The organism is Stenotrophomonas sp. GW821-FHT01H02A (genome assembly GCF_059422145.1).
Genome location: NZ_JBWKWI010000006.1, coordinates 39,644 through 61,379 on the forward strand (window position 1 = coordinate 39,644; position 21,736 = coordinate 61,379).

25 protein-coding genes and 2 tRNA genes are annotated in these 21,736 nt (G+C 66.2%); 14 read left to right on the plus strand and 13 right to left on the minus strand.

Annotated features, from left to right (window positions below; genetic code table 11):
* Window positions 1-29 precede the first annotated feature (29 nt).
* From AC07WC_RS10670 to AC07WC_RS10705, 8 genes are all read right to left on the minus strand, one after another.
* Entirely contained in the window at window positions 30-443 is a 414-nt protein-coding gene (locus AC07WC_RS10670) for a Na+/H+ antiporter subunit G (protein WP_088433566.1), read from the minus strand.
* Entirely contained in the window at window positions 440-724 is a 285-nt protein-coding gene (locus AC07WC_RS10675; protein WP_070472350.1) for a K+/H+ antiporter subunit F, read from the minus strand. Before AC07WC_RS10675 ends, AC07WC_RS10670 begins: the two co-directional genes overlap by 4 nt.
* Entirely contained in the window at window positions 721-1,227 is a 507-nt protein-coding gene (locus AC07WC_RS10680; protein ID WP_495209979.1) for a Na+/H+ antiporter subunit E, read from the minus strand. Before AC07WC_RS10680 ends, AC07WC_RS10675 begins: the two co-directional genes overlap by 4 nt.
* Window positions 1,224-2,759, minus strand: a complete 1,536-nt coding sequence (locus AC07WC_RS10685) for a monovalent cation/H+ antiporter subunit D (RefSeq protein ID WP_495209980.1) — start codon at window positions 2,757-2,759, stop codon at window positions 1,224-1,226. Before AC07WC_RS10685 ends, AC07WC_RS10680 begins: the two co-directional genes overlap by 4 nt.
* Window positions 2,756-3,139, minus strand: a complete 384-nt coding sequence (locus tag AC07WC_RS10690; RefSeq protein ID WP_019185295.1) for a Na+/H+ antiporter subunit C — start codon at window positions 3,137-3,139, stop codon at window positions 2,756-2,758. Before AC07WC_RS10690 ends, AC07WC_RS10685 begins: the two co-directional genes overlap by 4 nt.
* Window positions 3,139-5,964, minus strand: a complete 2,826-nt coding sequence (locus tag AC07WC_RS10695) for a monovalent cation/H+ antiporter subunit A (RefSeq protein WP_495209981.1) — start codon at window positions 5,962-5,964, stop codon at window positions 3,139-3,141. The genes AC07WC_RS10690 and AC07WC_RS10695 overlap by 1 nt, the downstream gene beginning before the upstream one ends.
* 359 nt (window positions 5,965-6,323) lie before the next feature.
* Window positions 6,324-6,806 carry an Mpo1 family 2-hydroxy fatty acid dioxygenase gene (locus AC07WC_RS10700; protein ID WP_495209982.1) on the minus strand — a complete coding sequence of 161 codons (483 nt, stop codon included), beginning with the start codon at window positions 6,804-6,806 and terminating at the stop codon, window positions 6,324-6,326.
* A 96-nt stretch (window positions 6,807-6,902) separates the two neighbouring features.
* Window positions 6,903-7,829 (minus strand): phosphoribosylaminoimidazolesuccinocarboxamide synthase, encoded by a 927-nt coding sequence (locus AC07WC_RS10705; protein ID WP_495209983.1) that lies wholly within the window; start codon window positions 7,827-7,829, stop codon window positions 6,903-6,905.
* Between the two features lie 143 nt (window positions 7,830-7,972).
* Here AC07WC_RS10705 and AC07WC_RS10710 point away from each other — a divergent pair, with 143 nt between their 5' ends.
* From AC07WC_RS10710 to AC07WC_RS10750, 9 genes are all read left to right on the plus strand, one after another.
* Window positions 7,973-8,302, plus strand: coding sequence for a J domain-containing protein (locus tag AC07WC_RS10710; RefSeq protein WP_019185299.1), 330 nt, complete (start codon window positions 7,973-7,975; stop codon window positions 8,300-8,302).
* Between the two features lie 42 nt (window positions 8,303-8,344).
* A complete protein-coding gene (gene rpe, locus AC07WC_RS10715) occupies window positions 8,345-9,022 on the plus strand; it encodes a ribulose-phosphate 3-epimerase (protein ID WP_495209984.1) in 678 nt (225 codons plus the stop codon).
* A 12-nt stretch (window positions 9,023-9,034) separates the two neighbouring features.
* The gene (locus AC07WC_RS10720; protein ID WP_495209985.1) at window positions 9,035-9,517 is read left to right on the plus strand and encodes a GNAT family N-acetyltransferase; all 483 of its coding nucleotides are present in this window, start codon (window positions 9,035-9,037) and stop codon (window positions 9,515-9,517) included.
* Window positions 9,518-9,799: 282 nt separating this feature from the next.
* Entirely contained in the window at window positions 9,800-10,732 is a 933-nt protein-coding gene (yegS, locus tag AC07WC_RS10725) for a lipid kinase YegS (RefSeq protein ID WP_495209986.1), read from the plus strand.
* 167 nt (window positions 10,733-10,899) lie between these two features.
* Complete coding sequence (trpE, locus tag AC07WC_RS10730; protein WP_495209987.1) at window positions 10,900-12,375, plus strand: anthranilate synthase component I; 1,476 nt, start codon at window positions 10,900-10,902, stop codon at window positions 12,373-12,375.
* 75 nt (window positions 12,376-12,450) lie between these two features.
* Window positions 12,451-13,029, plus strand: coding sequence for an anthranilate synthase component II (locus AC07WC_RS10735; protein WP_495209988.1), 579 nt, complete (start codon window positions 12,451-12,453; stop codon window positions 13,027-13,029).
* Between the two features lie 32 nt (window positions 13,030-13,061).
* Window positions 13,062-14,099 (plus strand): anthranilate phosphoribosyltransferase, encoded by a 1,038-nt coding sequence (gene trpD, locus AC07WC_RS10740; RefSeq protein WP_495209989.1) that lies wholly within the window; start codon window positions 13,062-13,064, stop codon window positions 14,097-14,099.
* A gap of 64 nt (window positions 14,100-14,163) precedes the next feature.
* Window positions 14,164-14,958 (plus strand): indole-3-glycerol phosphate synthase TrpC, encoded by a 795-nt coding sequence (trpC, locus tag AC07WC_RS10745; RefSeq protein ID WP_495209990.1) that lies wholly within the window; start codon window positions 14,164-14,166, stop codon window positions 14,956-14,958.
* Window positions 14,955-15,671: a haloacid dehalogenase-like hydrolase gene (locus AC07WC_RS10750; protein WP_495209991.1), complete on the plus strand. Its 717-nt coding sequence runs from the start codon at window positions 14,955-14,957 to the stop codon at window positions 15,669-15,671. Before trpC ends, AC07WC_RS10750 begins: the two co-directional genes overlap by 4 nt.
* A 49-nt stretch (window positions 15,672-15,720) precedes the next feature.
* Here the strand turns inward: AC07WC_RS10750 and AC07WC_RS10755 are convergent, their stop codons facing one another.
* Both AC07WC_RS10755 and crp read right to left on the minus strand, forming a co-directional pair.
* Window positions 15,721-16,482 (minus strand): sulfite exporter TauE/SafE family protein, encoded by a 762-nt coding sequence (locus tag AC07WC_RS10755; protein WP_495209992.1) that lies wholly within the window; start codon window positions 16,480-16,482, stop codon window positions 15,721-15,723.
* A 64-nt stretch (window positions 16,483-16,546) separates the two neighbouring features.
* Complete coding sequence (crp, locus tag AC07WC_RS10760) at window positions 16,547-17,212, minus strand: cAMP-activated global transcriptional regulator CRP (protein WP_088433580.1); 666 nt, start codon at window positions 17,210-17,212, stop codon at window positions 16,547-16,549.
* A gap of 170 nt (window positions 17,213-17,382) precedes the next feature.
* Between crp and speD the strand changes: the two genes are divergently transcribed.
* Together speD and sugE are read left to right on the plus strand one after the other, a co-directional pair.
* Window positions 17,383-18,177 (plus strand): adenosylmethionine decarboxylase, encoded by a 795-nt coding sequence (gene speD, locus AC07WC_RS10765; RefSeq protein ID WP_019185315.1) that lies wholly within the window; start codon window positions 17,383-17,385, stop codon window positions 18,175-18,177.
* 172 nt (window positions 18,178-18,349) lie between these two features.
* Complete coding sequence (sugE, locus tag AC07WC_RS10770; RefSeq protein ID WP_046273055.1) at window positions 18,350-18,667, plus strand: quaternary ammonium compound efflux SMR transporter SugE; 318 nt, start codon at window positions 18,350-18,352, stop codon at window positions 18,665-18,667.
* Between the two features lie 102 nt (window positions 18,668-18,769).
* On the opposite strand, the gene coq7 is transcribed toward sugE, so the two are convergent.
* Window positions 18,770-19,414: a 2-polyprenyl-3-methyl-6-methoxy-1,4-benzoquinone monooxygenase gene (gene coq7 / locus AC07WC_RS10775; protein WP_495209993.1), complete on the minus strand. Its 645-nt coding sequence runs from the start codon at window positions 19,412-19,414 to the stop codon at window positions 18,770-18,772.
* A 181-nt stretch (window positions 19,415-19,595) separates the two neighbouring features.
* Between coq7 and rplM the strand changes: the two genes are divergently transcribed.
* Window positions 19,596-20,024 (plus strand): 50S ribosomal protein L13, encoded by a 429-nt coding sequence (gene rplM / locus AC07WC_RS10780; RefSeq protein WP_017354548.1) that lies wholly within the window; start codon window positions 19,596-19,598, stop codon window positions 20,022-20,024.
* Window positions 20,025-20,026: 2 nt separating this feature from the next.
* The gene (rpsI, locus tag AC07WC_RS10785) at window positions 20,027-20,419 is read left to right on the plus strand and encodes a 30S ribosomal protein S9 (protein WP_017354549.1); all 393 of its coding nucleotides are present in this window, start codon (window positions 20,027-20,029) and stop codon (window positions 20,417-20,419) included.
* A 349-nt stretch (window positions 20,420-20,768) separates the two neighbouring features.
* Here rpsI and AC07WC_RS10790 read toward each other — a convergent pair.
* Together AC07WC_RS10790 and AC07WC_RS10795 are read right to left on the minus strand one after the other, a co-directional pair.
* Window positions 20,769-20,843: transfer RNA gene (locus AC07WC_RS10790), tRNA-Gln, on the minus strand.
* 49 nt (window positions 20,844-20,892) lie between these two features.
* A tRNA-Met gene (locus AC07WC_RS10795) sits at window positions 20,893-20,969 on the minus strand.
* A 121-nt stretch (window positions 20,970-21,090) separates the two neighbouring features.
* Between AC07WC_RS10795 and AC07WC_RS10800 the strand changes: the two genes are divergently transcribed.
* Window positions 21,091-21,720 (plus strand): RNA pyrophosphohydrolase, encoded by a 630-nt coding sequence (locus tag AC07WC_RS10800; protein ID WP_088433581.1) that lies wholly within the window; start codon window positions 21,091-21,093, stop codon window positions 21,718-21,720.
* Window positions 21,721-21,736: the final 16 nt, after the last annotated feature.

Sequence of the window (21,736 nt, forward strand, 5' to 3'; positions counted from 1 at the left end):
CGATGCAGGCAGCCGACCAACGGTCGGCCCTACTGGCTGTCCCGGGAAACGGGTGCCTTCGCATCGTCGGCCTCGTCCGCACGGCGCGGTTCCGGCGGTGGCAACTGTTCTTCCTTGGCGGTCTTGTGGCCCGGCAGGTCCGGTCGGGTTTCCATCAGCAGCGACAACGCGGCCTTGGCCATCATGTGCGCGCTGATCGGTGCGGTGATGAACAGGAATACGGTGATCAGCAGTTCGCGCGGCTGCGGGTCCTCGCCGAGGAAGATGTGATAGCAGACCGAGCCGACCAGCACGCAGCCCACGCCCAAGGTGCTGGCCTTGGTGGGTGCATGCAGGCGCTTGAAGAACGTGGACAGCTTCACCAGGCCGAGCGCGCCGACCAGGATGAAGAAGCAGCCGAACAGCAGCAGGATCGACAGCACGATCTGGATGAAGGTGATCATTCGACGATGTCCCGGCGCAGCACGAACTTGCTCAGCACCACCGTGCTGCCGAAGCCGAGCATGGCGATGATCAGCGCGGCTTCGAAATACACCGCCGAGTTGAGGTACATGCCGAACAGCATCAATTCGGCGATCGCCGTCACCGACAGCGTATCCAGCGCGAGGATGCGGTCGGGCACGGTCGGGCCGCGCAGCAGGCGCCAGGTGGCCAGCAGCATGGCCAGGCCGACCACGTGCATGCACACCACCATCGTGGTCTGGATGAACATGTATCCGGTCATGGGAAGATCTCCATCAGCGGGGCTTCATAGCGGGATTTGATCTGCCGGATCAGTTCGTCCGGATCATCCAGGTGCAGCACATGCACCAGCAGATACCTGCGGTCATCCGACAGCGCTGCCGAGACCGTGCCCGGGGTCAGCGTGATCATGCTGGTCAGCGCGGCGATGCCGTGGATGTTGGCGATATCCAGCGGCAGCCAGATGAAGCCGGGATGGATGCGGCGCTCCGGTCCCAGCACCTGGATCGCGACCCGGATGTTGGAGATCAGGATGTCCCACAGGGTGACGAACAGCAGCTTGGGCAGCGGGCGTAGCGAACCGATGCGGGCGAACTCGCGGTCCAGCCGCGCGGCGAACAGCGGCACCACCACGCCCAGGATCATGCCGAGCACGATCTGGCCGACGGTGAAGCTGTCGGACATCAACAGCCAGAACACCACCACCATCACGCTCAGCGAGGGCGAGGGCAGCACGCGTTTGTACAGGGATGGCTTGCGCGTCATGGCTGGCGGATCTCCGGCGTGGTGGCGCGCAGTTCACCCACGTAGTCCTGGGGCTGCAGCAGCTGGGTGGCCATCGCATCGGTGTGCTGCATCAGCGGCCCGGCGAACACACTCATCGCGATGCCGTAGCTGAGCAGCAGCGCGGCGGCGAACAGCTCCACGGTCCGCGTGGGCGCCTTGCGTGGTTTGGGCGCGCCCTCTTCGACGACGGGAACGCGCCAGAACAGGCGGATGCCGCCACGGGTCAGGCCGATGATCACCATCAGGCTGCTGCCCAGCACGGCAGCCCAGACTGCCCAGGTGTACTGCGCCGGCATGCCGGCCAGCAGTGCCGCCTTGGCCAGGAAGCCGGACAGCGGCGGCAGGCCGGCCACCGACACCGCACCGATCAGGAACAGCACCGCCGGCGTTTCCTTGCCCGGCATCGGCGCGATGATCTCCTTGCGGTCGCTGGCACCGCCACGACGGCGGCGGATCAGATCGGCGATGAGGAACAGTGCGGCGGCCACGAAAGTGCTGTGCGGCAGGTAATACAGGCCGGCCGAGAGCACTTCCGGCGTGCGGACTGAGAAGGCGATGAACAGCGTCGCCGCCGAAACCACCACCAGGTAGGAAATCAGCACGCGCAGGCGCGCCGCAGCGAGCACGCCCAGGCCACCCAGCACCAGCGTGGCGACACCGGCCCAGAGCAGCCACTGGCTGCCGTAGCCGGCCATCGGGCCTGCGCCTTCGCCGAACCACAGCGTGCTGACCCGCAGTACCGCGTACAGGCCGACCTTGGTCATGATCGCGAACAGCGCGGCCACCGCGGCCGGGGCGCGCGCATACGCTTCGGGCAGCCACAGATACAGCGGCATCAGCGCGGCCTTGCTGCAGAACACCAGCAACAACAGCCCCATGGTCGCCTTGACCAGGGTCAGGTGCGTGGCCGGCACTTCGGCGATGCGCTGGGACAGCTCGGCCATGTTGAGCGAGCCCAGCGACGCGTACAGCAGGCCAAGTGCGATCAGGAACAGGGTCGAGGCGGTGACGTTGAACACTACGTAGTGCAGGCCGATGCGCATGCGCAGGCCGCGCCCGCCGCTGAGCAGCAGGCCGTAGGAGGCGATCAGCATCACCTCGAAGAACACGAACAGGTTGAAGATGTCGCCGGTCAGGAACGCGCCGTTGAGGCCGACCAGCTGGAACTGGAACAGCGCATGGAAGTGCGGCGCGCGCCGGTCCCAGCCCGAGCAGGCGTGCAGCAGGCAGGGAATGGCCAGCAGCAGGGTGGTCACCAGCATCCAGGCCGACAAGCGGTCGGCCACCAGCGCGATGCCCAGGCGCGAGGGCCAGTCGCCCAGCAGGTACACCGCGATGCTGCCGTCGGCGGTCTGCGCGAACAGCAGCGCGACAGCCGCGGCGAGTGCGGTCAGCGTGGTCCATGCGACCGTGCGCTGTACCTTCGGCCCATAGCGGCGGTGCTCGACGAACAGCGAGCAGGCCGCACCGAACAGGGGAATCAGGATGGGCAGGATCACCGCATGGTTCATGCGCCGCCCTCCCGGCCCGGCGCGGTATCGGCAGGCAGCTCTTCTTCTTCGTGCGCGTCCACGTGGTCGCTGTGGTTGTCGCTGCGGCTGCGCATGGCCAGCACGATGCTGACCGCGGTCATCGCGAAGGCGATCACGATCGCGGTCAGGACCAGCGCCTGCGGCAGCGGATCGGTGTAGTTGCCCAGGTCGCTGTCGATGCCCTCACGCAGCACCGGGGCCTTGCCCTGCACCAGCCGGCCACCGGCGAAGATCAGCAGGTTGGTCGCATACGACAGGAAGGTCATGCCGAGGATCACATCGAAGCTGCGCGCGCGCAGCAGCAGGTAGATGCCGATCGCGCTCAGTACGCCGATGGCGCTTGCCAGGGCCAGTTCCATCAGTGCATCTCCCCGGTTTTTGCCGAACGGCGGGTGGGATCGATCTCGCCTTTGCGGGCATTGCGGGTGCGCGAGGGCTTGATCGTGCCCATCATCGAGAGCATCAGCATCACGCCGCCGAACACCACCAGGTACACCCCGGTGTCGAAGCCGATCGCACTGGCCAGCGGTACCTCGCCGATCAGCGGAATGTGCAGGTCCAGGTGACCACTGGTCAGGAACGGCACGCCGAACAGCATCGAGGCGCAGCCACTGAGGATGGCGATCAACAGGCCCGCACCGATGCAGCGGATGTAATCGAAGCCGAAGCGCGATTCCACCGAGGTGGTGCCCTGGATCACGTACTGGATCAGCAGCGGCACGGCCAGCACCAGGCCGGCGATGAAACCGCCGCCGGGCGCGTTGTGGCCGCGCAGGAACAGGAAGATCGAGACGGTCAGGGTCAGCGGGAACATGATCTGGGCCAGATCAGCCGGCACCGGCAGCTTGATCGGCGGGCCCGGCATGATCTGCTCCGGCGCCATCCGCGAACGGCGCAGCATGGCGTGCACCACCAGCGCGGCGATGCCGAACACGGTGATCTCACCGAAGGTATCGAAGCCGCGGAAGTCGACCAGGATCACGTTGACCACGTTCTGCCCATAGGCCTCGGGCAGCGCACGCGCCAGCAGCTCGCCGGCCATGGTGTTGGGCGGCAACGTCATGGCGGTGTAGGCCATCGCGGCCAGGCCGCCACCGGCGACGATCGCGATCACCGCATCGCGCCGCTTGCGCCAGACGGACTTCTCCGGCGGCGACTGGATCGGCAGGTAGTTCATGCCCAGCAGCATCAGCACCAGGGTGACCATCTCGACCAGCAGCTGGGTCAGGGCCAGATCCGGCGCGGACAGGAACACGAAGGTCAACGACACCATCAGGCCCACGCCACCGACCACCAGCACCGCCAGCAGGCGCTGCCGGTACACGAACAGTGCGCCCAGCGCGCAGGCCATCATCACCAGCCACAGCGCCCAGCCCAACAGGGGGATCGGCTGCGGCGAGGGCCAGTTCGGCGAGGCCGGATTGGCCACGAACGGTGCCACGGCGACGATGATCGCCACCACCACCAGCGCCATCAGCATGCGTTGCAGGCTGCCGTTGGCCAGGCCCTGGGTGAGCCGGTGGGCGAAGCCGAACACCAGGTCCAACTGTTTGTGGAACAGGTTGCGGCCGATGCTGCGGCTGACCACCGCATGCAGGTCGATCAGGCGGCGCAGCCCGAAGTACAGCGCGATGCCACCGATCACGCCAGCGATGCTCATCATCAACGGGGTGTTGAAACCGTGCCAGACCGACAGGCTGTAGGCCGGCATCGCCGCGCCCAGGATCGAGGAAGCCGCGGCGTGCAGCACCGGCGCGATGGTGATCGCCGGGGCGACGCCGACGGCGACGCAGACCACGACCAGGATCTCGACGGGCACCTTCATGAAGCGCGGCGGCTCATGCGGGACCCGGTCCAGATCGTGCGGGCCTTTGCCGAAGAAGGTGTCGTGCACGAAGCGCAGGCTGTAGGCCACCCCGAACACGCCGGCCAGCAACGCGGCGATCGTCATGGCGATGCGCATCGCCTCCGGCCCGGCGGTCAGGGCTTCGGCGAACAGCATTTCCTTGGACAGGAAGCCGTTGAGCAGCGGGATGCCGGCCATGGCCAGCGAGGCGATGATCGCCAGCGCACTGGTGATCGGCATCAACCGCCGCAGCCCACCCAGTTTGCGCATGTCACGGGTGCCGGTTTCATGGTCGATGATGCCGGCGGCCATGAACAGCGAAGCCTTGAAGGTGGCGTGGTTGAGGATGTGGAACACGCCGGCCACCACCGCCATCGGTGCGGACAGGCCGAACAGCATGGTGATCAGGCCCAGGTGGGAAATCGTCGAATACGCCAGCAGGCCCTTGAGGTCGTGCTGGAAAATCGCGTTCCAGGCGCCGATCAGCAGGGTGATCGCGCCGATCCCGCTGACGGTATAGAAGAACAGGTCGGTGCCGGCCAGCGCCGGGTGCAGCCGGGCCAGCAGGAACACGCCGGCTTTGACCATCGTGGCCGAGTGCAGATAGGCCGAGACCGGGGTCGGGGCGGCCATCGCGTGCGGCAGCCAGAAGTGAAACGGGAACTGCGCGCTCTTGGTGAAGATGCCGGCCAGGACCAGGAACAGCGCATACGGGTACAGCGCACTGGCGCGGATCAGATCGCCGGCGGCGAGCACCGCATCCAGCTCGAAGCTGCCGACGATGCGGCCGATCAGCAGCACGCCGCCGAGCAGGGCCAGGCCGCCGCCGCCGGTGACCACCAGGGCCATCCGGGCGCCCTCGCGGGCGTCCTGGCGGTGCGACCAGAAGCCGATCAGCAGGAACGAGCTGATGCTGGTCATTTCCCAGAACACCATCAGCAACAACAGGTTGCCCGACAGCACCATGCCCAGCATGGCGCCCATGAACAGCAGCAGGTAGCAGTAGAAGCGGTGGGCGCTGTCGCGGGCGCTGAGGTAGTAGTGGGCGTACATCACCACCAGCGCACCGATGGCCAGCACCATCCCGGCGAACATCCAGGCCAGGCCGTCCAGGCGCAGCGAGAAGGCCAGGCCGATCTGCGGTATCCACTCCCCATAGCTGCGGACGATCCCGCCCTCCATGATCGCCGGGGTCATCGTCGCCAACAGCGCCAGTCCTCCCAGCGGAGCGGCCGCGGCTACCCAGGCGGCCGTGGAGCGGGAGGTGCGACGGAATGAAGCGACGGCCACTGCCATCAGGAAGGGCAGGGCGAGCAGCAGGAGCAGAGTAGGATTCATGCAGGGAATGCGGGATTCACGAGCAGGTCGTTCAGTCTAACAGGCAGTCAATTGCCGCCGATACACCCGAATACGCCCTCAATTGCATGTAACGTGCGCTGATTCATCTTTTCAGGGCGGCGCGGTGCCCCATTCGGGTCCGCCAACGGCCGTATGGAAGGTGGGCCTCCACTTTGCCGACTGTGGCCGCCCGGCGATCCTGCAACAGGGTCCGGAACCAGTCATCGCAGGGGCTGCGGGACCGTGTGGGTGTGCACGAAGATGAACGGTGACCGTCGCTCGAAAGGTCACTGTGGACGATGCTGGACGGTCCCGCGTGGAGTGCCGGTGAGCACGCCTGCTCGTTCAGGAAAAACAGGTCAGTAACGCCAGTCCATCCGGCGATAGAACTTGGCGAGCACCCAGAGCGGGCCGATCAGCAGGTAGATCAGGTCGGTCAGGAAGCTCGGCTTGCGGCCTTCGTGCTTGTGGCCGACGAACTGGGCGACCCAGGCCACGGCAAAGACGCCCAAGGCCAGCCAGAACAGGTTCACCTGGCCGATCTCGGCTTCCAGCAGCCGGCAGAGGCAGCCGCTGACGAAGAAGAACGCCAGCATGCCGTAGCCCAGCGTGCGTGAGAGGCGGTTGTAGAAGCACCAGGCGGCGAACATCGCCAGGCCGGCCCAGATCCCGTTCTGGAACCAGGTGATCAGCGGCGGCAGGCACCACAGCAGGGCGATCACCGACCAGGCGATCGCCGGGACGGCCACGACATGGATGCGCTGGTTCAGCACATTGCGGTGATCGTCGGAATAGCTGGCGAAGTAGCGGTCGATCGGGCGTGCGACGGTGGTGGTGGCCATGTTCCCTCCCAGGATCTGCAGAGCATACCGCCGGCCATGGCCCCGGGGATCGAAAACCGCGTTCCCCGGCGCAGGGCCGGGGAACGCGGTGCCGGGTCAGTCGACCGAGATGCCGGCCAGACGCTGCAGCGCCTCGGCGTACTTGGCGCGGGTGCGCTCGATGATCTCGGCGGGGATGCTCGGGCCCGGGGCGGTCTTGCCCCAGTCCAGCGTCTCCAGGTAGTCACGGACGAACTGCTTGTCGTAGCTCGGCGGGCTGGTGCCCACCTCGTACTCGTCGGCCGGCCAGTAGCGCGAGGAATCCGGGGTCAGCATCTCGTCCATGATGTACAGGCGACCATCGGCATCGGTGCCGAACTCGAACTTGGTGTCGGCCAGAATGATGCCGCGCTCGCGCGCATAGTCGGCGGCGAAGGCGTAGATGCGCAGGGTGGCATCGCGCACGCGCTCAGCCAGGTCGGCACCGACCGCCTTCACCATCGCATCGAAATCGATGTTCTCGTCATGATCGCCAACGGCGGCCTTGGTCGAGGGGGTGAAGATCGGTTCGGGCAGCTGTTCGGCCTGGCGCAGGCCGTCGGGCAGCTCGATGCCGCTGATCTTGCCGGTGCGCTGGTAGTCCTTCCAGCCGCTGCCGATCAGGTAGCCACGGGCGATTGCCTCGACGGGAACGGGTTTGAGCTTGCGGGTGACCACCGCGCGCTTGGCGTACAACGCCGGATCGACGCCTTCGTGCAGCACGCTGGCCACATCGATGCCGGTCAGGTGATTGGGCATCAGGTGCGCGGTCTTGGCGAACCAGAAGTTGGATACCTGGCAGAGCATTTCGCCCTTGCCGGGGATCGGGTCGGGCAGCACCACGTCGAAGGCTGACAGACGGTCGGTCGCGACCATCAGCAGGTAGTCCCCCGGCGGAGTGCCGGCGGGCAGCCGGTCGCGCGGAATGTCGAAAACATCACGCACCTTGCCGCGATGGCGCAAGGGCAGGCCGGGGAGATCGGATTGCAACAACGTGGTCGGCACGGGCACTCCTGAGGCTTCGTCATGACAGCTGTCCAGGGGACCCGGAGGGCCCGCACAGACAGCGGGCGGCCTAGTGTAAAGCGGGTTGGGCCCGCTGTGACGTAAAATGAGGATCCTTTGTCGCCTCGGCTGCCCAGACCACCATGCGCTGGTACGGAAAACTGCTCGGATTCATCGCTGGCGCCCTGCTGTTCAGGCCCAATCCGCTGTTCGGGGCCGCGTTCGGGCTGTTGCTGGGGCATGCCTTCGATGCCGACTGGTTCCGGCTGAACAGGGAAAACCCCTACCGCGAACTGGGGCTGACCTCCGAGGCGACCGATGCCGAGATCGATCTGGCCTACCGCCGGCTGATGTCCCAGTACCACCCGGACAAGGTGGTCGGCGCCGCCCCGGAGCTGCGCCAGCAGGCCGAGCGCAAGTCGCGCCAGCTCAATGCCGCCTATGACCGCATCAAGACCCTGCGCAAGCGCTGATTCCGCGCGGCGCCCCCTTTCAACATCCTGAAGGTCCCGGCCATGTCCAACTGCATCATTGCTCCCTCCATCCTGTCCGCCGATTTCGCCCGCCTGGGCGAGGAAGTGGACAACGTGCTCGCCGCCGGTGCGGACTGGGTGCACTTCGATGTGATGGACAACCACTACGTGCCGAACCTGACGATCGGCCCGCTGGTCTGCCAGGCGCTGCGCAAGCACGGCGTGACCGCGCCGATCGATGTGCATCTGATGGTGGAGCCGGTGGACCGGATCATCCCGGATTTCGCCGAGGCCGGTGCGACCTACATCAGCTTCCATCCGGAGGCGAGCCGCCACGTGCACCGCACGATCCAGCTGATCCGTTCGCTGGGCTGCAAGCCGGGCGTGGTGCTCAATCCGGCCACGCCGGTGGACATCCTGGACTGGGTGCTCGATGACCTGGACCTGGTGCTGGTGATGTCGGTCAATCCCGGCTTCGGTGGCCAGGCCTTCATTCCCTCGGCGCTGGACAAGCTGCGTGCCATCCGCAAGAAGATCGATGCCAGCGGCAAGGACATCCGCCTGGAGATCGACGGCGGGGTGAAGGCCGACAACATCGGCGCGATCGCGGCCGCCGGTGCGGATGCGTTCGTGGCCGGCTCGGCGATCTTCAATGCGAAGACCAGCTACCAGGACATCATCGCGCAGATGCGCGGCAACGTCGCCGCGGCGCGGGGCTGAGCCATGGGATCGGTGGCTGCCGTGAACATCCGCGTGGCCACCGCCGAGGATGCGGGACTGATCCTGCGTTTCATCCGCGAGTTGGCGATCTACGAAAAGGCCGAGTCGTCGGTGCAGACCGACGAAGCGGGCATCCGCGCGAGTCTGTTCGGGCCGGCGGCGAAGGCGCACGCGTTGATCTGCGAAACCGACGGCGTGGCGATCGGGTATGCGGTGTATTTCTACAATTACTCCACCTGGCTGGGCCGCAACGGGATCTACCTGGAAGATCTGTACGTGAGCCCTGAGCGCCGCGGCAGCGGTGCGGGCAAGGCGCTGCTGCAGCACATCGCGCGGATCGCGGTCGCCGAAAACTGCGGGCGGTTCGAATGGTCGGTGCTGGACTGGAATGCGCCGGCCATCCAGTTCTACGCAGCCGCGGGTGCGAAGCCGCAGAGCGAATGGACGGTGTACCGGATGGAAGGCGAGGCGCTGCGGACCTTCGCCGAAGGCTGAGCAGCCGCAGCCGATCCAACGCGGTAGCGCCGACCGTTGGCCGGCAGCCGCAGCCACCCGGGTAGCGCCGACCGTTGGTCGGCTGCCGTTCCGGCGGCAAAAAAAAAGACCGCACCATTGCTGGTACGGCCCCGGGAACAGCGGGAGGCTGATCCTGCCTCCATCCATCTTCCTTGCTATGGCCTCCCATTCTCCGGGGGATCGGTGACGCTTTGATGACGTTCACCGGGGCCCACGCTGCGCGCTGCTAGCCTTCGCTTCCCCACTCTCTGGAAGTACCGCATGAGCCGTCCCCATTGGCGTTTGATCCTCAACGGCAAGGCCACGGGGAACGAAGATGTGCGCGAAGCCGTGACGGCGCTGCGCGAGCGCGGGGTGCAACTGGAGGTGCGGGTGACCTGGGAGTCGGGCGATGCCGAGCGCTACGTGGCCGAGGCGATCGCACATGGGGTCGATACGATCATCGCCGCCGGCGGCGATGGCACGCTCAGCGAGGTGGCCGAGACCCTGGCCCACCGCGAAGAGCCGGCCGACGCACTGCCGTCGCTGGGACTGGTGCCGCTGGGCACGGCCAATGACTTCGCCACGGCCGCCGAGATTCCCGATGCACCGCTGGCGGCGTTGGAACTGATCAGGCACGCGCCGGCGCGTCCGGTCGATCTGCTGCGCATCGATGCCGATGGCCAGGTGTGGTGGTGCGCGAACGTGGCCAGCGGCGGCTTCGGCACCGAGGTGACGGTGGAGACCGATGAGGGCCTGAAGAAGGTGCTCGGCGGGCTGGCCTATCTGGTTACCGGGGTCTCGCGGCTGGGCCGCATCGACCCGATCCAGGCGCGGGTCCGGGCGCCGGGTTTCGCGTGGGCCGGTGGCTTCATCGCGCTCGGCGTCGGCAACGGCCGCCAGGCCGGCGGTGGCCAGGTGCTGTGCCCGGAGGCCCTGATCGACGATGGTCTGCTGGATGTCACGGTGATCCCCGAACTCAGCGGGGAGGTCGCCTCCACCTTCGCCGCACTGGTCAAAGGCGGCAAGCGCGGTGCGCTGGAGCAGGTGGCCGAACGCGTCCAGGCGCCGTGGGTGGAGATCACGGCCGAGCTGCCGCTGACCCTCAACCTGGATGGCGAGCCGGTCCAGGCCCGGCACTTCCGCATCGACTGCGTGCCCGGCAGGGTCAACCTGCATGTGGCGCTGGACAGTCCGCTGCTGTCGCGCGGCTGATGCGCCGGGCGGCGCCGGGTTCCATCCGGTGCCGTCAATGCGGTACAGTCGACGGGTGTCCATTCTGACGACCCCGCATACCCTTTCTTCCGCTCGCCGTTGGTGGCGATGGTGGCCTGTTGCCGTCGTCCGTCCCGCCACCGCCGTTTCCCGGAAGGAAAGTCGTCTTGATTACGCTCGAGCAGTTCCAGCAGCAGGCCGCTGAAGGCCACACCCGCATCCCCGTCGTCCGTGAAGTGCTGTCCGATCTGGACACGCCGCTGTCGGTCTATCTGAAGCTCGCCGACGGCCCGCACACCTATCTGTTTGAATCGGTCGAAGGCGGCGAACGCTTCGGGCGCTATTCCATCATCGGCCTGCCGGCGCGCCGGGTGTATGCCTTCCACGGCCACACCCTGACCATCAGTGAGTCCGGCACCGTGGTGGACACCCGCGAAGTCGCCGACCCGTTCACCGAGGTCGAGGCACTGCGCAGCGCCCACTCGGTGCCCAAACTGGCCGGTCTGCCGGGCTTCACCGGCGGCCTGGTCGGCTGGTTCGGCTTCGAATGCATCGGCTATATCGAACCGCGCCTGGCCCCGCCGCGTGGTCGTGACGAGCTGGGCACGCCGGACATCCTGCTGCTGCATTCCGAAGAACTGGCGGTGTTCGACAACCTCAAGGGCCGCCTGTACCTGATCGTGCATGCCGACCCGGGCCAGCCCGGTGCGTGGGATGACGCCCAGGCGCGGCTGGATGCGCTGGTCGCCAAGCTGCGTGTGCCCGGTGCCGGCTACCCCGCGCCGATCACCCGCGACGTGCTGGACGAGAACGATTTCGTCTCCGGGTTCACCCGCGAAGGTTTCATCGCCGCGGTCGACAAATCCAGGGAGTACATCCGCGCCGGCGACATCTTCCAGGTGGTGCTGAGCCAGCGCCTGAGCGTGCCGTTCAAGGCGCGCCCGGTGGATGTGTACCGCGCGCTGCGTGCGCTCAATCCCTCGCCGTACATGTACTTCCTCGATACCGGCGACGTGCAGGTGGTCGGCTCCTCGCCGGAAATCCTGGTGCGTTTGCAGGACGGTGAAGTGACCGTGCGCCCGATCGCCGGCACCCGCCCGCGTGGCGCGACGGTGGAAGAAGACAACGCACTGGAAGTCGAACTGCTGGCCGATCCCAAGGAACGCGCCGAGCACCTGATGCTGATCGACCTGGGCCGCAACGATGCAGGCCGCGTGTCCAAGGCCGGTACGGTGGAAGTGGGCGAGCAGTTCGTGATCGAACGCTACAGCCACGTCATGCACATCGTCAGCGAAGTCACCGGGCAGCTGCAGCCGGGCCTGAGCTACGCCGACGTGCTGCGCGCGACGTTCCCGGCCGGCACCGTCAGCGGTGCGCCGAAGATCCGCGCGCTGGAAGTGATCCGCGAGCTGGAACCGATCAAGCGCAACGTCTATGCCGGCAGCATCGGCTACATCGGCTGGCATGGCGATGCCGATACCGCGATCGCGATCCGCACCGCGGTGATCAAGGACGGCCGCCTGCACGTGCAGGCCGGCGCCGGCATCGTCTACGACTCCGATCCCGGCAAGGAATGGGACGAGACGATGAACAAGGGTCGCGCGTTGTTCCGTGCGGTCGCGCAGGCTGCCAAGGGCCTGTAACGGCGCACTGCCGAACTGCCTGACCCGTGCGCGGTTGCGTGCACGCCACTTCCCCATTCAAGACGGACCCTGACCATGTTGTTGATGCTCGACAACTACGACAGCTTCACCTACAACCTCGTGCAGTACCTGCAGACGCTGGGCGCCGAGGTGAAGGTGGTGCGCAACGACGCGTTGAGCGTCGATGAGATCGCTGCGCTCGCCCCTGAGCGCATCGTGATTTCACCCGGCCCGTGCACGCCCAACGAAGCGGGCGTGTCGCTGGAGCTGATCCGCCGGCTCGGCCCGACCACGCCGATCCTCGGCGTGTGCCTGGGCCACCAGAGCATCGGCCAGGTCTACGGCGGCGATGTCATCCGCGCCACCAACATCATGCACGGCAAGACCTCGCCGATCCGCCATGAAGGCAAGGGCGTGTTCGCCGGCCTGCCGGACCGCTACCAGGCCACGCGCTACCACTCGCTGGTGGTCGACAAGACCACGCTGCCGGCGTGCCTGGAAATGACCGCCTGGACCGAGAACGAGGACGGTTCGATCGAAGAGATCATGGGCCTGCGCCATCGCCAGTACCCGGTGGAGGGCGTGCAGTTCCACCCCGAGTCGATCCTCACCGAGCATGGCCACGCCCTGCTGAAGAACTTCCTGCAGCGCTGAGCGCGCTGCACCTGCATCACAAAGGACCCCGCATGACCTTCTCCCCCCAGGAAGCCCTGCAGCGCACCATCGAACACCGCGAAATCTTCTTCGACGAAATGGTCGACCTGATGCGGCAGATCATGCGCGGTGAAGTCTCGCCGGTGATGACCGCCGCGATCCTGACCGGCCTGCGGGTCAAGAAGGAAACCATCGGCGAGATCGCCGGCGCGGCCACCGTGATGCGCGAGCTCGCGCTGGCCGTGCCGGTGGAGGACAAGACGCACCTGGTGGACATCGTCGGCACCGGTGGCGATGGCTCGCATACCTTCAACATCTCCACCTGCGCGATGTTCGTGGTCTCCGCGGCCGGGGCCAAGGTGGCCAAGCACGGCAACCGCAGTGTCTCCTCCAAGTCGGGCAGTGCCGATGCGGTGGAGGCGTTGGGAGCGATCATCGATCTGCGTCCGGACGAAGTCGCACGTGCGATCACCGAGACCGGCATCGGCTTCATGTTCGCGCCGATGCACCATCCGGCGATGAAGGTCGTCGCGCCGGTCCGCCGCGAAATGGGCGTGCGCACGATCTTCAACATCCTTGGGCCGCTGACCAATCCGGTCGGGGCGACCAATGTGCTGATGGGCGTGTTCCACTCGGATCTGGTCGGCATCCAGGCGCGCGTGCTGCGCGAGCTCGGCGCCGAGCGCGCGCTGGTGGTGTGGGGCCGCGACAACATGGATGAGATCTCGCTCGGTGCCGGCACGCTGGTGGGCGAACTGCGCGACGGCAAGGTACGCGAGTACGAAATCCATCCGGAGGACTTCGGCATCGCGATGTCGGCCAGCCGCAACCTCAAGGTCGACGGCCCGGAGGAATCCATCGCGATGCTGCGTGGGGTGCTCGACAACCAGCCCGGCCCGGCGCTGGACATCGTCGCGCTCAATGCCGGTGCCGCGCTGTACGTGGCCGGTGTCGCCGACAGCATCGCCGATGGCCTGGCGCGTGCGCGTGCGGCGCTGGCCGATGGCAGCGCGCGCTCGCGGATGGAGCAGTACGTGGCCGCCACCCGCCGCATCCGCGGGGCCGCCTGAGCCCGCGTTTTCCGAATTCAGCGGGGCTGGCCGATAATGGTCGGCCTCCAGGACCCCCAATGACATGAGCGACATCCTCGATACCATCCTGGCCCGCAAGGCCGAAGAAGTCGCCGCACGCCGTGCCCAGGTGCCGCTGGAGGCGCTGATCGCGCGCGTGGAACAGGCCCCGCCGGTACGTGGGTTCGCCGATGCGCTGCGCGCCTCGATCACCGCCGGCAACCCGGCCGTGATCGCCGAGATCAAGAAGGCCAGCCCGTCCAAGGGCGTGATCCGTCCGGACTTCCATCCGGCCGATATCGCGGTGAGCTACGAATTCGGCGGCGCCAGCTGCCTGTCGGTGCTGACCGACGTGGATTTCTTCCAGGGGGCCGATGCATACCTGCAGCAGGCCCGCGACGCGTGCACGCTGCCGGTGCTGCGCAAGGACTTCGTGATCGATGCCTACCAGGTGTACGAAGCGCGCGTGCTTGGCGCCGACTGCATCCTGCTGATCGTCGCCGCGCTGGATGATCGCCAGCTGGCCGAGCTGTCCGACCTGGCCATGCAGCTGGGCATGGACGTGCTGGTGGAAGTGCACGACATCGACGAGCTCGAGCGTGCCATCCAGGTGCCGGTGCCGCTGATCGGCATCAACAACCGCAACCTGCGTACCTTCGAGGTGTCGCTGCAGACCACGCTGGACATGCGCCAGGCCGTGCCACGTGACCGCCTGCTGGTCACCGAAAGCGGCATCCTCGGCCCGGCCGATGTCACCGTGATGCGCGAGGCCGGGGTCAATGCGTTCCTGGTCGGCGAGGCCTTCATGCGCGTGGAAGAGCCCGGCGAGGGCCTGCGTCAGCTATTCTTCAGCGCATGACAGCGATCTACCCAACGCCGCGCGACGACGCCCCGCTGGTGGTCTTCGATTTCGATCACACCCTGTATGACGGCGATTCCGGCAGCCATCTGTTCGCCTGGCTGATCAAGCGCAACCCGCTGCGGCTGTTGGCCGCGATCGTGGCCACGCCGCTGCTCGGCCCGCTGGTGGCGTTCCTGCCGACCCGCCGCCGCGGCATCTCCGGCTATGTCTGGATCGCCACCTTCGGGCTGCACCGGGCGCGTGAGTTCAACAAGGTGATCGACCGCTACGTGCTCAAGCACGAGGCCGATATCCGCCGCCGCCTGTTGCCGGTCGCGCTGGACGTGTTTGCCCGTCACCGCGCTGCCGGTGACCGCGTGGTGGTCGCCACCGGCGCGCCGCCGGAGCTGGCCCGCGCGATCCTGGCCTTCGTCGCCCACCAGGGCGTGCCGGTGATCGGCAGCGAGGTCGGCCCGTTCCTGGGCGCGGTGATCGCTACCCGGCACTGCCACAACGAAGAAAAGATGCGGATGCTGCGCGAGCGCGGCTATGGCGAGATCGACGTCGCCTACTCCGACAGCAGTGCCGACCTGCCGCTGCTGCTGGCGGCCGCCGCACCGGTGGTGGTCAATCCCAAGGCGTCGCGGGTGGAGTACTTCCGGCGTGTGCTGCCGGCGGGCACGCCGGTGCTCAACTGGGGCTGTGTCGACCGGGCCGGCGATCCGGTCTGATGCGGGACTGAAGGCACCCGGGGCGGGGTGAACGCGTGTCGCGTCCGGCTCAGCCGGCGCGCCACTGCACGATCGCGTGGCTGATCTGGTACAGGCTGATGCCCAGCACCAGCACGCCGACGGCGATCAGCACCCAGCGTTCCTTGACGTTCTTGACCAGAATCGCGGCGATCGGCGCGGCCATCATCCCGCCGATCAGCAGCCCGGCGACGATGTTCAGGTACTGCACGCCCATGGTCAGCAGGAACGTGATCGACACGGCGAGGGTCACCACGAACTCGGCGGCGTTGACCGTACCGATGGTGGTGCGGGCCTTGCCGCCGCGGGCGAGCAGGGTGGACGTGGCCACCGGTCCCCAACCGCCGCCGCCGCTGGCATCCAGCAGGCCGGCCACGAAGCCCAGCAGCGGCACCCGCTTCACTTCCTGCGCGGGCAGCATCCGGCCGGCCGCGCGCAGCAGGATGAAGATCGCCAGCACCAGCAGATACATATAGATGAAGGGGCGGATCACGTCACCGGGCAGCTGGGTCAGCACGTAGGCCCCGACCACGCCACCGACCGCACCGGGCAGCGCCAGGCGCAGGAACAGGCGGCGATCCACGTTGCCGGCAGCCAGGTGCGAGACCCCGGAGGCTCCGGTCGTGAAGACTTCGGCGGTGTGGACGCTGGCGCTGACCGCCGCCGGCGGCAGCCCCATGCTCAGCATCACCGAGGACGACACCAGCCCGAACGCCATGCCCAGCGCGCCATCGACCAGCTGGGCGCCCAGGCCGATCAGGATGAACCAATAGAATTCACTGCCAAGCTCCATGGCGACAGCCTAGCGGCAAATGGGGCGGGAGTGCCGGCCAGCGGCCGGCACTACCAGGGCAAGCTCAACGGGTGCCGTACAGAACGACGGTCTTGCCGCGCGCATGCAGTTGCCCGTCGGTCTGCAGCTTCTTCAGTACGCGACCGGCCATTTCACGCGAGCAGCCGACCAGGCGGGCCAGCTCCTGGCGCGAGACGCGCAGCTGGGTGCCCTGCGGGTGGCTCATCGCCTCCGGTTCGCGCGACAGGTCGTGCAGGGTCCGCACGATACGGTCGGTCACGTCCAGGAAGGCCAGCCGGCTGGCTTTCCTGCTGGTGTCGAGCAGGCGCTTGGAGAGCTGCTGGCCGATCGAATAGAGCAGGCGCGGGGCATCGGCCGAGAGCGGGCCCAGGAACAGCTGATGCAGGCGCTCGTAACTGATTTCAGCCAGCTCGCAGGGGGTGCGGGTGCGCAGGATCACCTCGCGGCGGTCCGATTCGACGAACAGCCCCATCTCGCCGACGAACTCTCCCGAGCCGAAGTAGCCCAGCACCAGCTCACGATCGTCATCTTCCTCAGCCATTATTGAGACTGAGCCACTGATCACGTAGTAGAGGGTGCCGGCCGGATCCCCCGGACGGAACACGTCGGTACGGGCGGGATAACGGCGGCGGTGGCTGTGGGCCAGGAAGCGATCGATTGTTGCGATATCCAGGGCCAATGGACTTGTGGCAAGGCGCACAGTTGACACGTTGAGGCGCTCCGATTGCTCATGAAGAATTCACGGCTATGTGCCGGGAGCTTAACGATCCGAATTGTTAAGGGCAAACCGAGCACAGGTACTCGTTTCAATGCAAGTTTCGCCCCCGATCACTTTGCCCCATAATTACTTCTTTCCCACCACACACAGGATCGACCGCCGTGGTCAAGCCGTTGCCTCGCCTGAGGTTGCAGGGTTTCAACAACCTCACCAAGGCGCTGAGCTTCAACATCTATGACGTCTGTTACGCCCGCACCGAAGAGGAGCGTCAGCGTTACATCGAATATATTGATGAAGAGTACAACGCCGATAGGCTGACTCAGATCCTGACCGACGTTGCCGAGATCATCGGCGCGAACATCCTGAACGTGGCCCGCCAGGACTACGACCCCCAGGGTGCCTCGGTGACGATCCTGATCTCGGAAGAGCCGGTGATCGACAAGAAGCAGGCCGGCAAGGAGCTGATCTCCGATGCCGTGGTCGCGCACATGGACAAGAGCCACATCACCGTCCATACCTACCCGGAAACCCATCCGCAGGAGGGCATCGCCACGTTCCGCGCGGACATCGATGTGGCCACCTGTGGCGTGATTTCCCCGCTGAAAGCGCTGAACTACCTGATCGAGAGTCTGGAATCGGACATCGTGATCATGGATTACCGCGTGCGTGGCTTCACCCGTGATGTGAAGGGCAAGAAGCATTACATCGATCACAAGATCAACTCGATCCAGAACTTCCTGGCCAAGAACATCAAGTCGCGGTACGAGATGTTCGATGTCAACGTCTACCAGGAAAACATCTTCCACACGAAGATGCACCTGAAGGACTTCGACCTGGATCAGTACCTGTTCGAAGAGAAGGCCAAGAACCTGTCGTTCAAGGAACGCATGAAGATCGAGGCGCTGCTGCGTCGTGAGATCGAAGAGCTGTTCCACGGGCGCAACCTGGCCGAGTAAGGCACTTCCTGCGATGTCGCCCGGGCCTGGCCCGGGCGGCGTCGTCCAGGCGGGACGGCCCGCCCTGTGGAACCGGTGTTTGCGCAAAACCCGGTTCCACGGCAGCTACCGACGACGGTCCGGTGTGAAAACACCGGGCCGTTTTGTTTTTGTTAACCCAAGGAGTTCCCCCATGCCCTGGATCTATCTTCTGGTCGCCGGTCTGTTCGAGATCGGCTTCGCCATCGGAATGAAGTACTCCGAAGGCTTCAGCAAGCCCCTTCCCACCCTGGCCACCGTCGCGGCCGCGCTGGTCAGCCTGTATCTGATGAGCCAGGCCATGAAATCCATCCCGGTCGGCACCGCGTATGCGATCTGGACCGGTATCGGCGCGCTGGGCGTGGCGATGCTGGGCATCTTCCTGTTCGGCGACAGTGCCTCGCCGTCGCGGCTGGCCTGCATCGCGTTGATCGTGGCCGGCGTGATCGGGCTGAAGCTGGTCTCTGCCTGATCGTCGCCCGACCAACGGTCGGGCGCTACCGGTGGCCCGCCGGCCCGCAACTCATGCCGCGCGTGCCGTTCCGGTCGATATCGACCGTTGGTCGATACGCCGTTACAACCGGTACGCGATGGTCTTCATGACCTTGGAGGCCAGCGCCATCACGCCCGGAATCGGCGGCGGCAGCTTCCGCGCGCCGGCGTGCTCGGCGTGGTCGGCGTGGCGCGCCTCGTCGATCTTCATCACCTTGATCACCTCGCGGCTGCGCAGGTCGGCCGGGGGCAGGGTGTCCAGGTGCTCGTCCAGGTGGGCTTCGACCTGACGCTCGGTTTCCACCACGAAGCCCAGGTTCCAGCCATCGCCGCGCAGGCCGGCGAGGGTGCCGATGGTGTAGCTGCCGGCATACCAGATCGGGTTGAACAGGCTGGGGCGGCTGTCCAGTTCGCGCAGGCGCCGGGCGCACCAGGCCAGGTGATCGGTCTCTTCCTGGGCGGCATCCAGCAGGTGGGCGCGGGTTTCCGGCTCGCGGGCGACCGCAGCCTGGCCGAAGTACAGGCCCTGGGCGCAGACTTCGCCGACATGGTTGATGCGCATCAGCCCGGCCGCGTGGCGGCGCTCGGGAGCGGCCATCTGTACGTCCGGGGTGGCCTCGGCCGGGTAGGGGCGGCTGGCCGGCGGATTGCCGAACACCGTATCCAGGGCCCGCTGGGCTTCGGTCAGCAGGTGGTCGAGCGGGGTGGTCTGGCGGAGCGCGGTCATGGCAGGCGGTGTCGCGGCGGGGGACCGTCGATTCTCGCCCCATGGGGCCGGTGTGCCAAGCCTGGATCGGGGTCAACTTGCATGTGGTGGGGATGGCCAGTACAATCCCGCCTCTTCACAACGCGTGGCAGAGTTCCGGCCGTACTGCGCCGTAATGAGCCCGACCTACTTGAGTTCTTTCATGAGCACTTTCACTGCAAAGTCCGAGACCGTCCAGCGCGACTGGTATCTCGTCGACGCTTCCGGCAAGACGCTGGGCCGTCTGTCCACCGAGTTGGCCCGCCGTCTGCGCGGCAAGCACAAGCCGGTCTACACCCCTCACGTTGATACCGGTGATTACCTGGTTGTCATCAATGCAGAAAAGATTGCCGTCACCGGCAACAAGCTGCAGGACAAGCTGTACCACCGCTTCACTGGCTACATCGGCAACCTGAAGACCGAAACTCTGGCCCAGGCGCTTGAGCGCCACCCGGAGCGCGTCATCGAGACCGCCGTCAAGGGCATGCTGCCGAAGGGCCCGCTGGGCCGCGCCATGTACCGCAAGCTCAAGGTGTACTCGGGTTCCGAGCACCCGCACGCCGCTCAGCAGCCTCAGGTTCTGGATATCTAATCATGGCTATCACGCAAAACTACGGCACCGGCCGCCGCAAGTCCTCCACCGCCCGCGTGTTCCTGCGCAAGGGCGCCGGCAACATCACCGTCAATGGCCGTCCGCTGGACGAGTTCTTTGGCCGTGAGACTGCACGCATGATCGTGCGTCAGCCGCTGGAACTGACCAAGAACACCGAAAGCTTCGACATCATGGTCACCGCCGCTGGCGGTGGTACCACCGGTCAGGCCGGTGCGATCCGCCTGGGCATCGCCCGCGCGCTGGTCGAGTACGACGAAACCCTGAAGTCCGAGCTGCGCAAGGCTGGCTTCATGACCCGTGACGCCCGTGAAGTCGAGCGTAAGAAGGTCGGCCTGCACAAGGCACGTCGCGCCACCCAGTTCTCCAAGCGCTGATCCATCGCGCCTGGCGTGGGATCCTTCGGGATCCCCCTGGGAGGTACGTAAAAGCCCGGCTTCGGCCGGGCTTTTGTCGTTTCCGGGGGGGCATGGTTCACGCCTCGAGCATCCAGGCCCGTCGCTGGGGTGTCCTTCAATGCTCCACCTGGCAGCGCCCATCTTCTTTCTGGTGAAACAGCCCCCGTGGAGTGCAAGGGGCGCGCGCCGTCAGGCGCGGGGGTGTGGGAGGAGAGGGCTGGCGCCGACACCTTGCTGCGCAAGGTGTGGGGTCCGGGCGCTTCGCGCCCGGACAAACGCCCAAACAAACAGAAAAGGCCGATCTTTCGATCGGCCTTTTCTGTTTGTTTGGCTGCCCCGGATGGATTCGAACCACCGAATGCCTGAGTCAGAGTCAGGTGCCTTACCGCTTGGCGACGGGGCAAAATGTGCGTGCAATTATTGCACTTTCTCCCTGAAAAACCAAGCGAACTTGGTGGCTATGGGTGGACTCGAACCACCGACCCCAGCATTATGAGTGCTGTGCTCTAACCGGCTGAGCTACATAGCCTCAGGGAGCCGGTAATTCTGGAGATGTATCTGGAATCTGTCAACACTTTTTCACCGCGCTTGTGAGTGGGCAGCGGGCGTGGCACAGTCCCGATCAGTAGATTTTTCTAGGAGTCCGCATCGTGATCGATCCGGACGGCTATCGACCGAACGTCGGTATTGTGCTGATGCGGCAGGATGGGCAGGTTTTCTGGGCACGACGCGTGCGCCGGGATGGCTGGCAGTTCCCGCAGGGTGGCATGAACACCGACGAGACGCCTGTCGAAGCCATGTATCGCGAGTTGCAGGAAGAAACCGGGCTGTTGCCGGAGCACGTTGAAGTGCTCGGGGCGACGCCGGGTTGGCTGCGCTATCGGCTGCCGGCACGGGCCATCCGCCGCAATGAACGGCAGGTCTGTATCGGCCAGAAGCAGGTGTGGTTCCTGCTCCGCCTGGCCGGGGACGAATCCCACGTCACCCTGGACCACACCGACAGCCCCGAATTCGACCAGTGGCGCTGGGTCGATTTCTGGTACCCGGTGGAGCACGTGGTGATGTTCAAACGGGGCGTCTACGCGCGCGCCCTGCGCCATCTGGCGCCACTGGCGCGGGGAGTGGCCGGGACCGGGGTGGAATCGATGCCCAAGTCCGCCCAGGAGGCCTGGATGCCCGGCAATGCCGCCGGCCACGACCGCCCGCGCAAGCGCACCACGCCCAAGCGCGGCGGTGGGTACTGGCCGCGCAAGGCCAAGGGTGAGCCGGGCGCGGTCTGAGCCATGCCCGGCGGCT

Coding starts and splice junctions, on each gene's coding strand:
- AC07WC_RS10670 (WP_088433566.1), bottom strand. CDS start 443: ATGATCACCTTCATCCAGATCGTGCTGTCGATCCTGCTGCTGTTCGGC.
- coq7 (WP_495209993.1), bottom strand. CDS start 19,414: ATGACCGCGCTCCGCCAGACCACCCCGCTCGACCACCTGCTGACCGAA.
- AC07WC_RS10690 (WP_019185295.1), bottom strand. CDS start 3,139: ATGGAACTGGCCCTGGCAAGCGCCATCGGCGTACTGAGCGCGATCGGC.
- AC07WC_RS10680 (WP_495209979.1), bottom strand. CDS start 1,227: ATGACGCGCAAGCCATCCCTGTACAAACGCGTGCTGCCCTCGCCCTCG.
- rpsI (WP_017354549.1), top strand. CDS start 20,027: ATGGCTATCACGCAAAACTACGGCACCGGCCGCCGCAAGTCCTCCACC.
- trpC (WP_495209990.1), top strand. CDS start 14,164: ATGAGCGACATCCTCGATACCATCCTGGCCCGCAAGGCCGAAGAAGTC.
- AC07WC_RS10685 (WP_495209980.1), bottom strand. CDS start 2,759: ATGAACCATGCGGTGATCCTGCCCATCCTGATTCCCCTGTTCGGTGCG.
- rplM (WP_017354548.1), top strand. CDS start 19,596: ATGAGCACTTTCACTGCAAAGTCCGAGACCGTCCAGCGCGACTGGTAT.
- AC07WC_RS10710 (WP_019185299.1), top strand. CDS start 7,973: ATGCGCTGGTACGGAAAACTGCTCGGATTCATCGCTGGCGCCCTGCTG.
- AC07WC_RS10755 (WP_495209992.1), bottom strand. CDS start 16,482: ATGGAGCTTGGCAGTGAATTCTATTGGTTCATCCTGATCGGCCTGGGC.
- sugE (WP_046273055.1), top strand. CDS start 18,350: ATGCCCTGGATCTATCTTCTGGTCGCCGGTCTGTTCGAGATCGGCTTC.
- trpD (WP_495209989.1), top strand. CDS start 13,062: ATGACCTTCTCCCCCCAGGAAGCCCTGCAGCGCACCATCGAACACCGC.
- AC07WC_RS10695 (WP_495209981.1), bottom strand. CDS start 5,964: ATGAATCCTACTCTGCTCCTGCTGCTCGCCCTGCCCTTCCTGATGGCA.
- AC07WC_RS10700 (WP_495209982.1), bottom strand. CDS start 6,806: ATGGCCACCACCACCGTCGCACGCCCGATCGACCGCTACTTCGCCAGC.
- rpe (WP_495209984.1), top strand. CDS start 8,345: ATGTCCAACTGCATCATTGCTCCCTCCATCCTGTCCGCCGATTTCGCC.
- AC07WC_RS10735 (WP_495209988.1), top strand. CDS start 12,451: ATGTTGTTGATGCTCGACAACTACGACAGCTTCACCTACAACCTCGTG.
- yegS (WP_495209986.1), top strand. CDS start 9,800: ATGAGCCGTCCCCATTGGCGTTTGATCCTCAACGGCAAGGCCACGGGG.
- AC07WC_RS10750 (WP_495209991.1), top strand. CDS start 14,955: ATGACAGCGATCTACCCAACGCCGCGCGACGACGCCCCGCTGGTGGTC.
- AC07WC_RS10675 (WP_070472350.1), bottom strand. CDS start 724: ATGACCGGATACATGTTCATCCAGACCACGATGGTGGTGTGCATGCAC.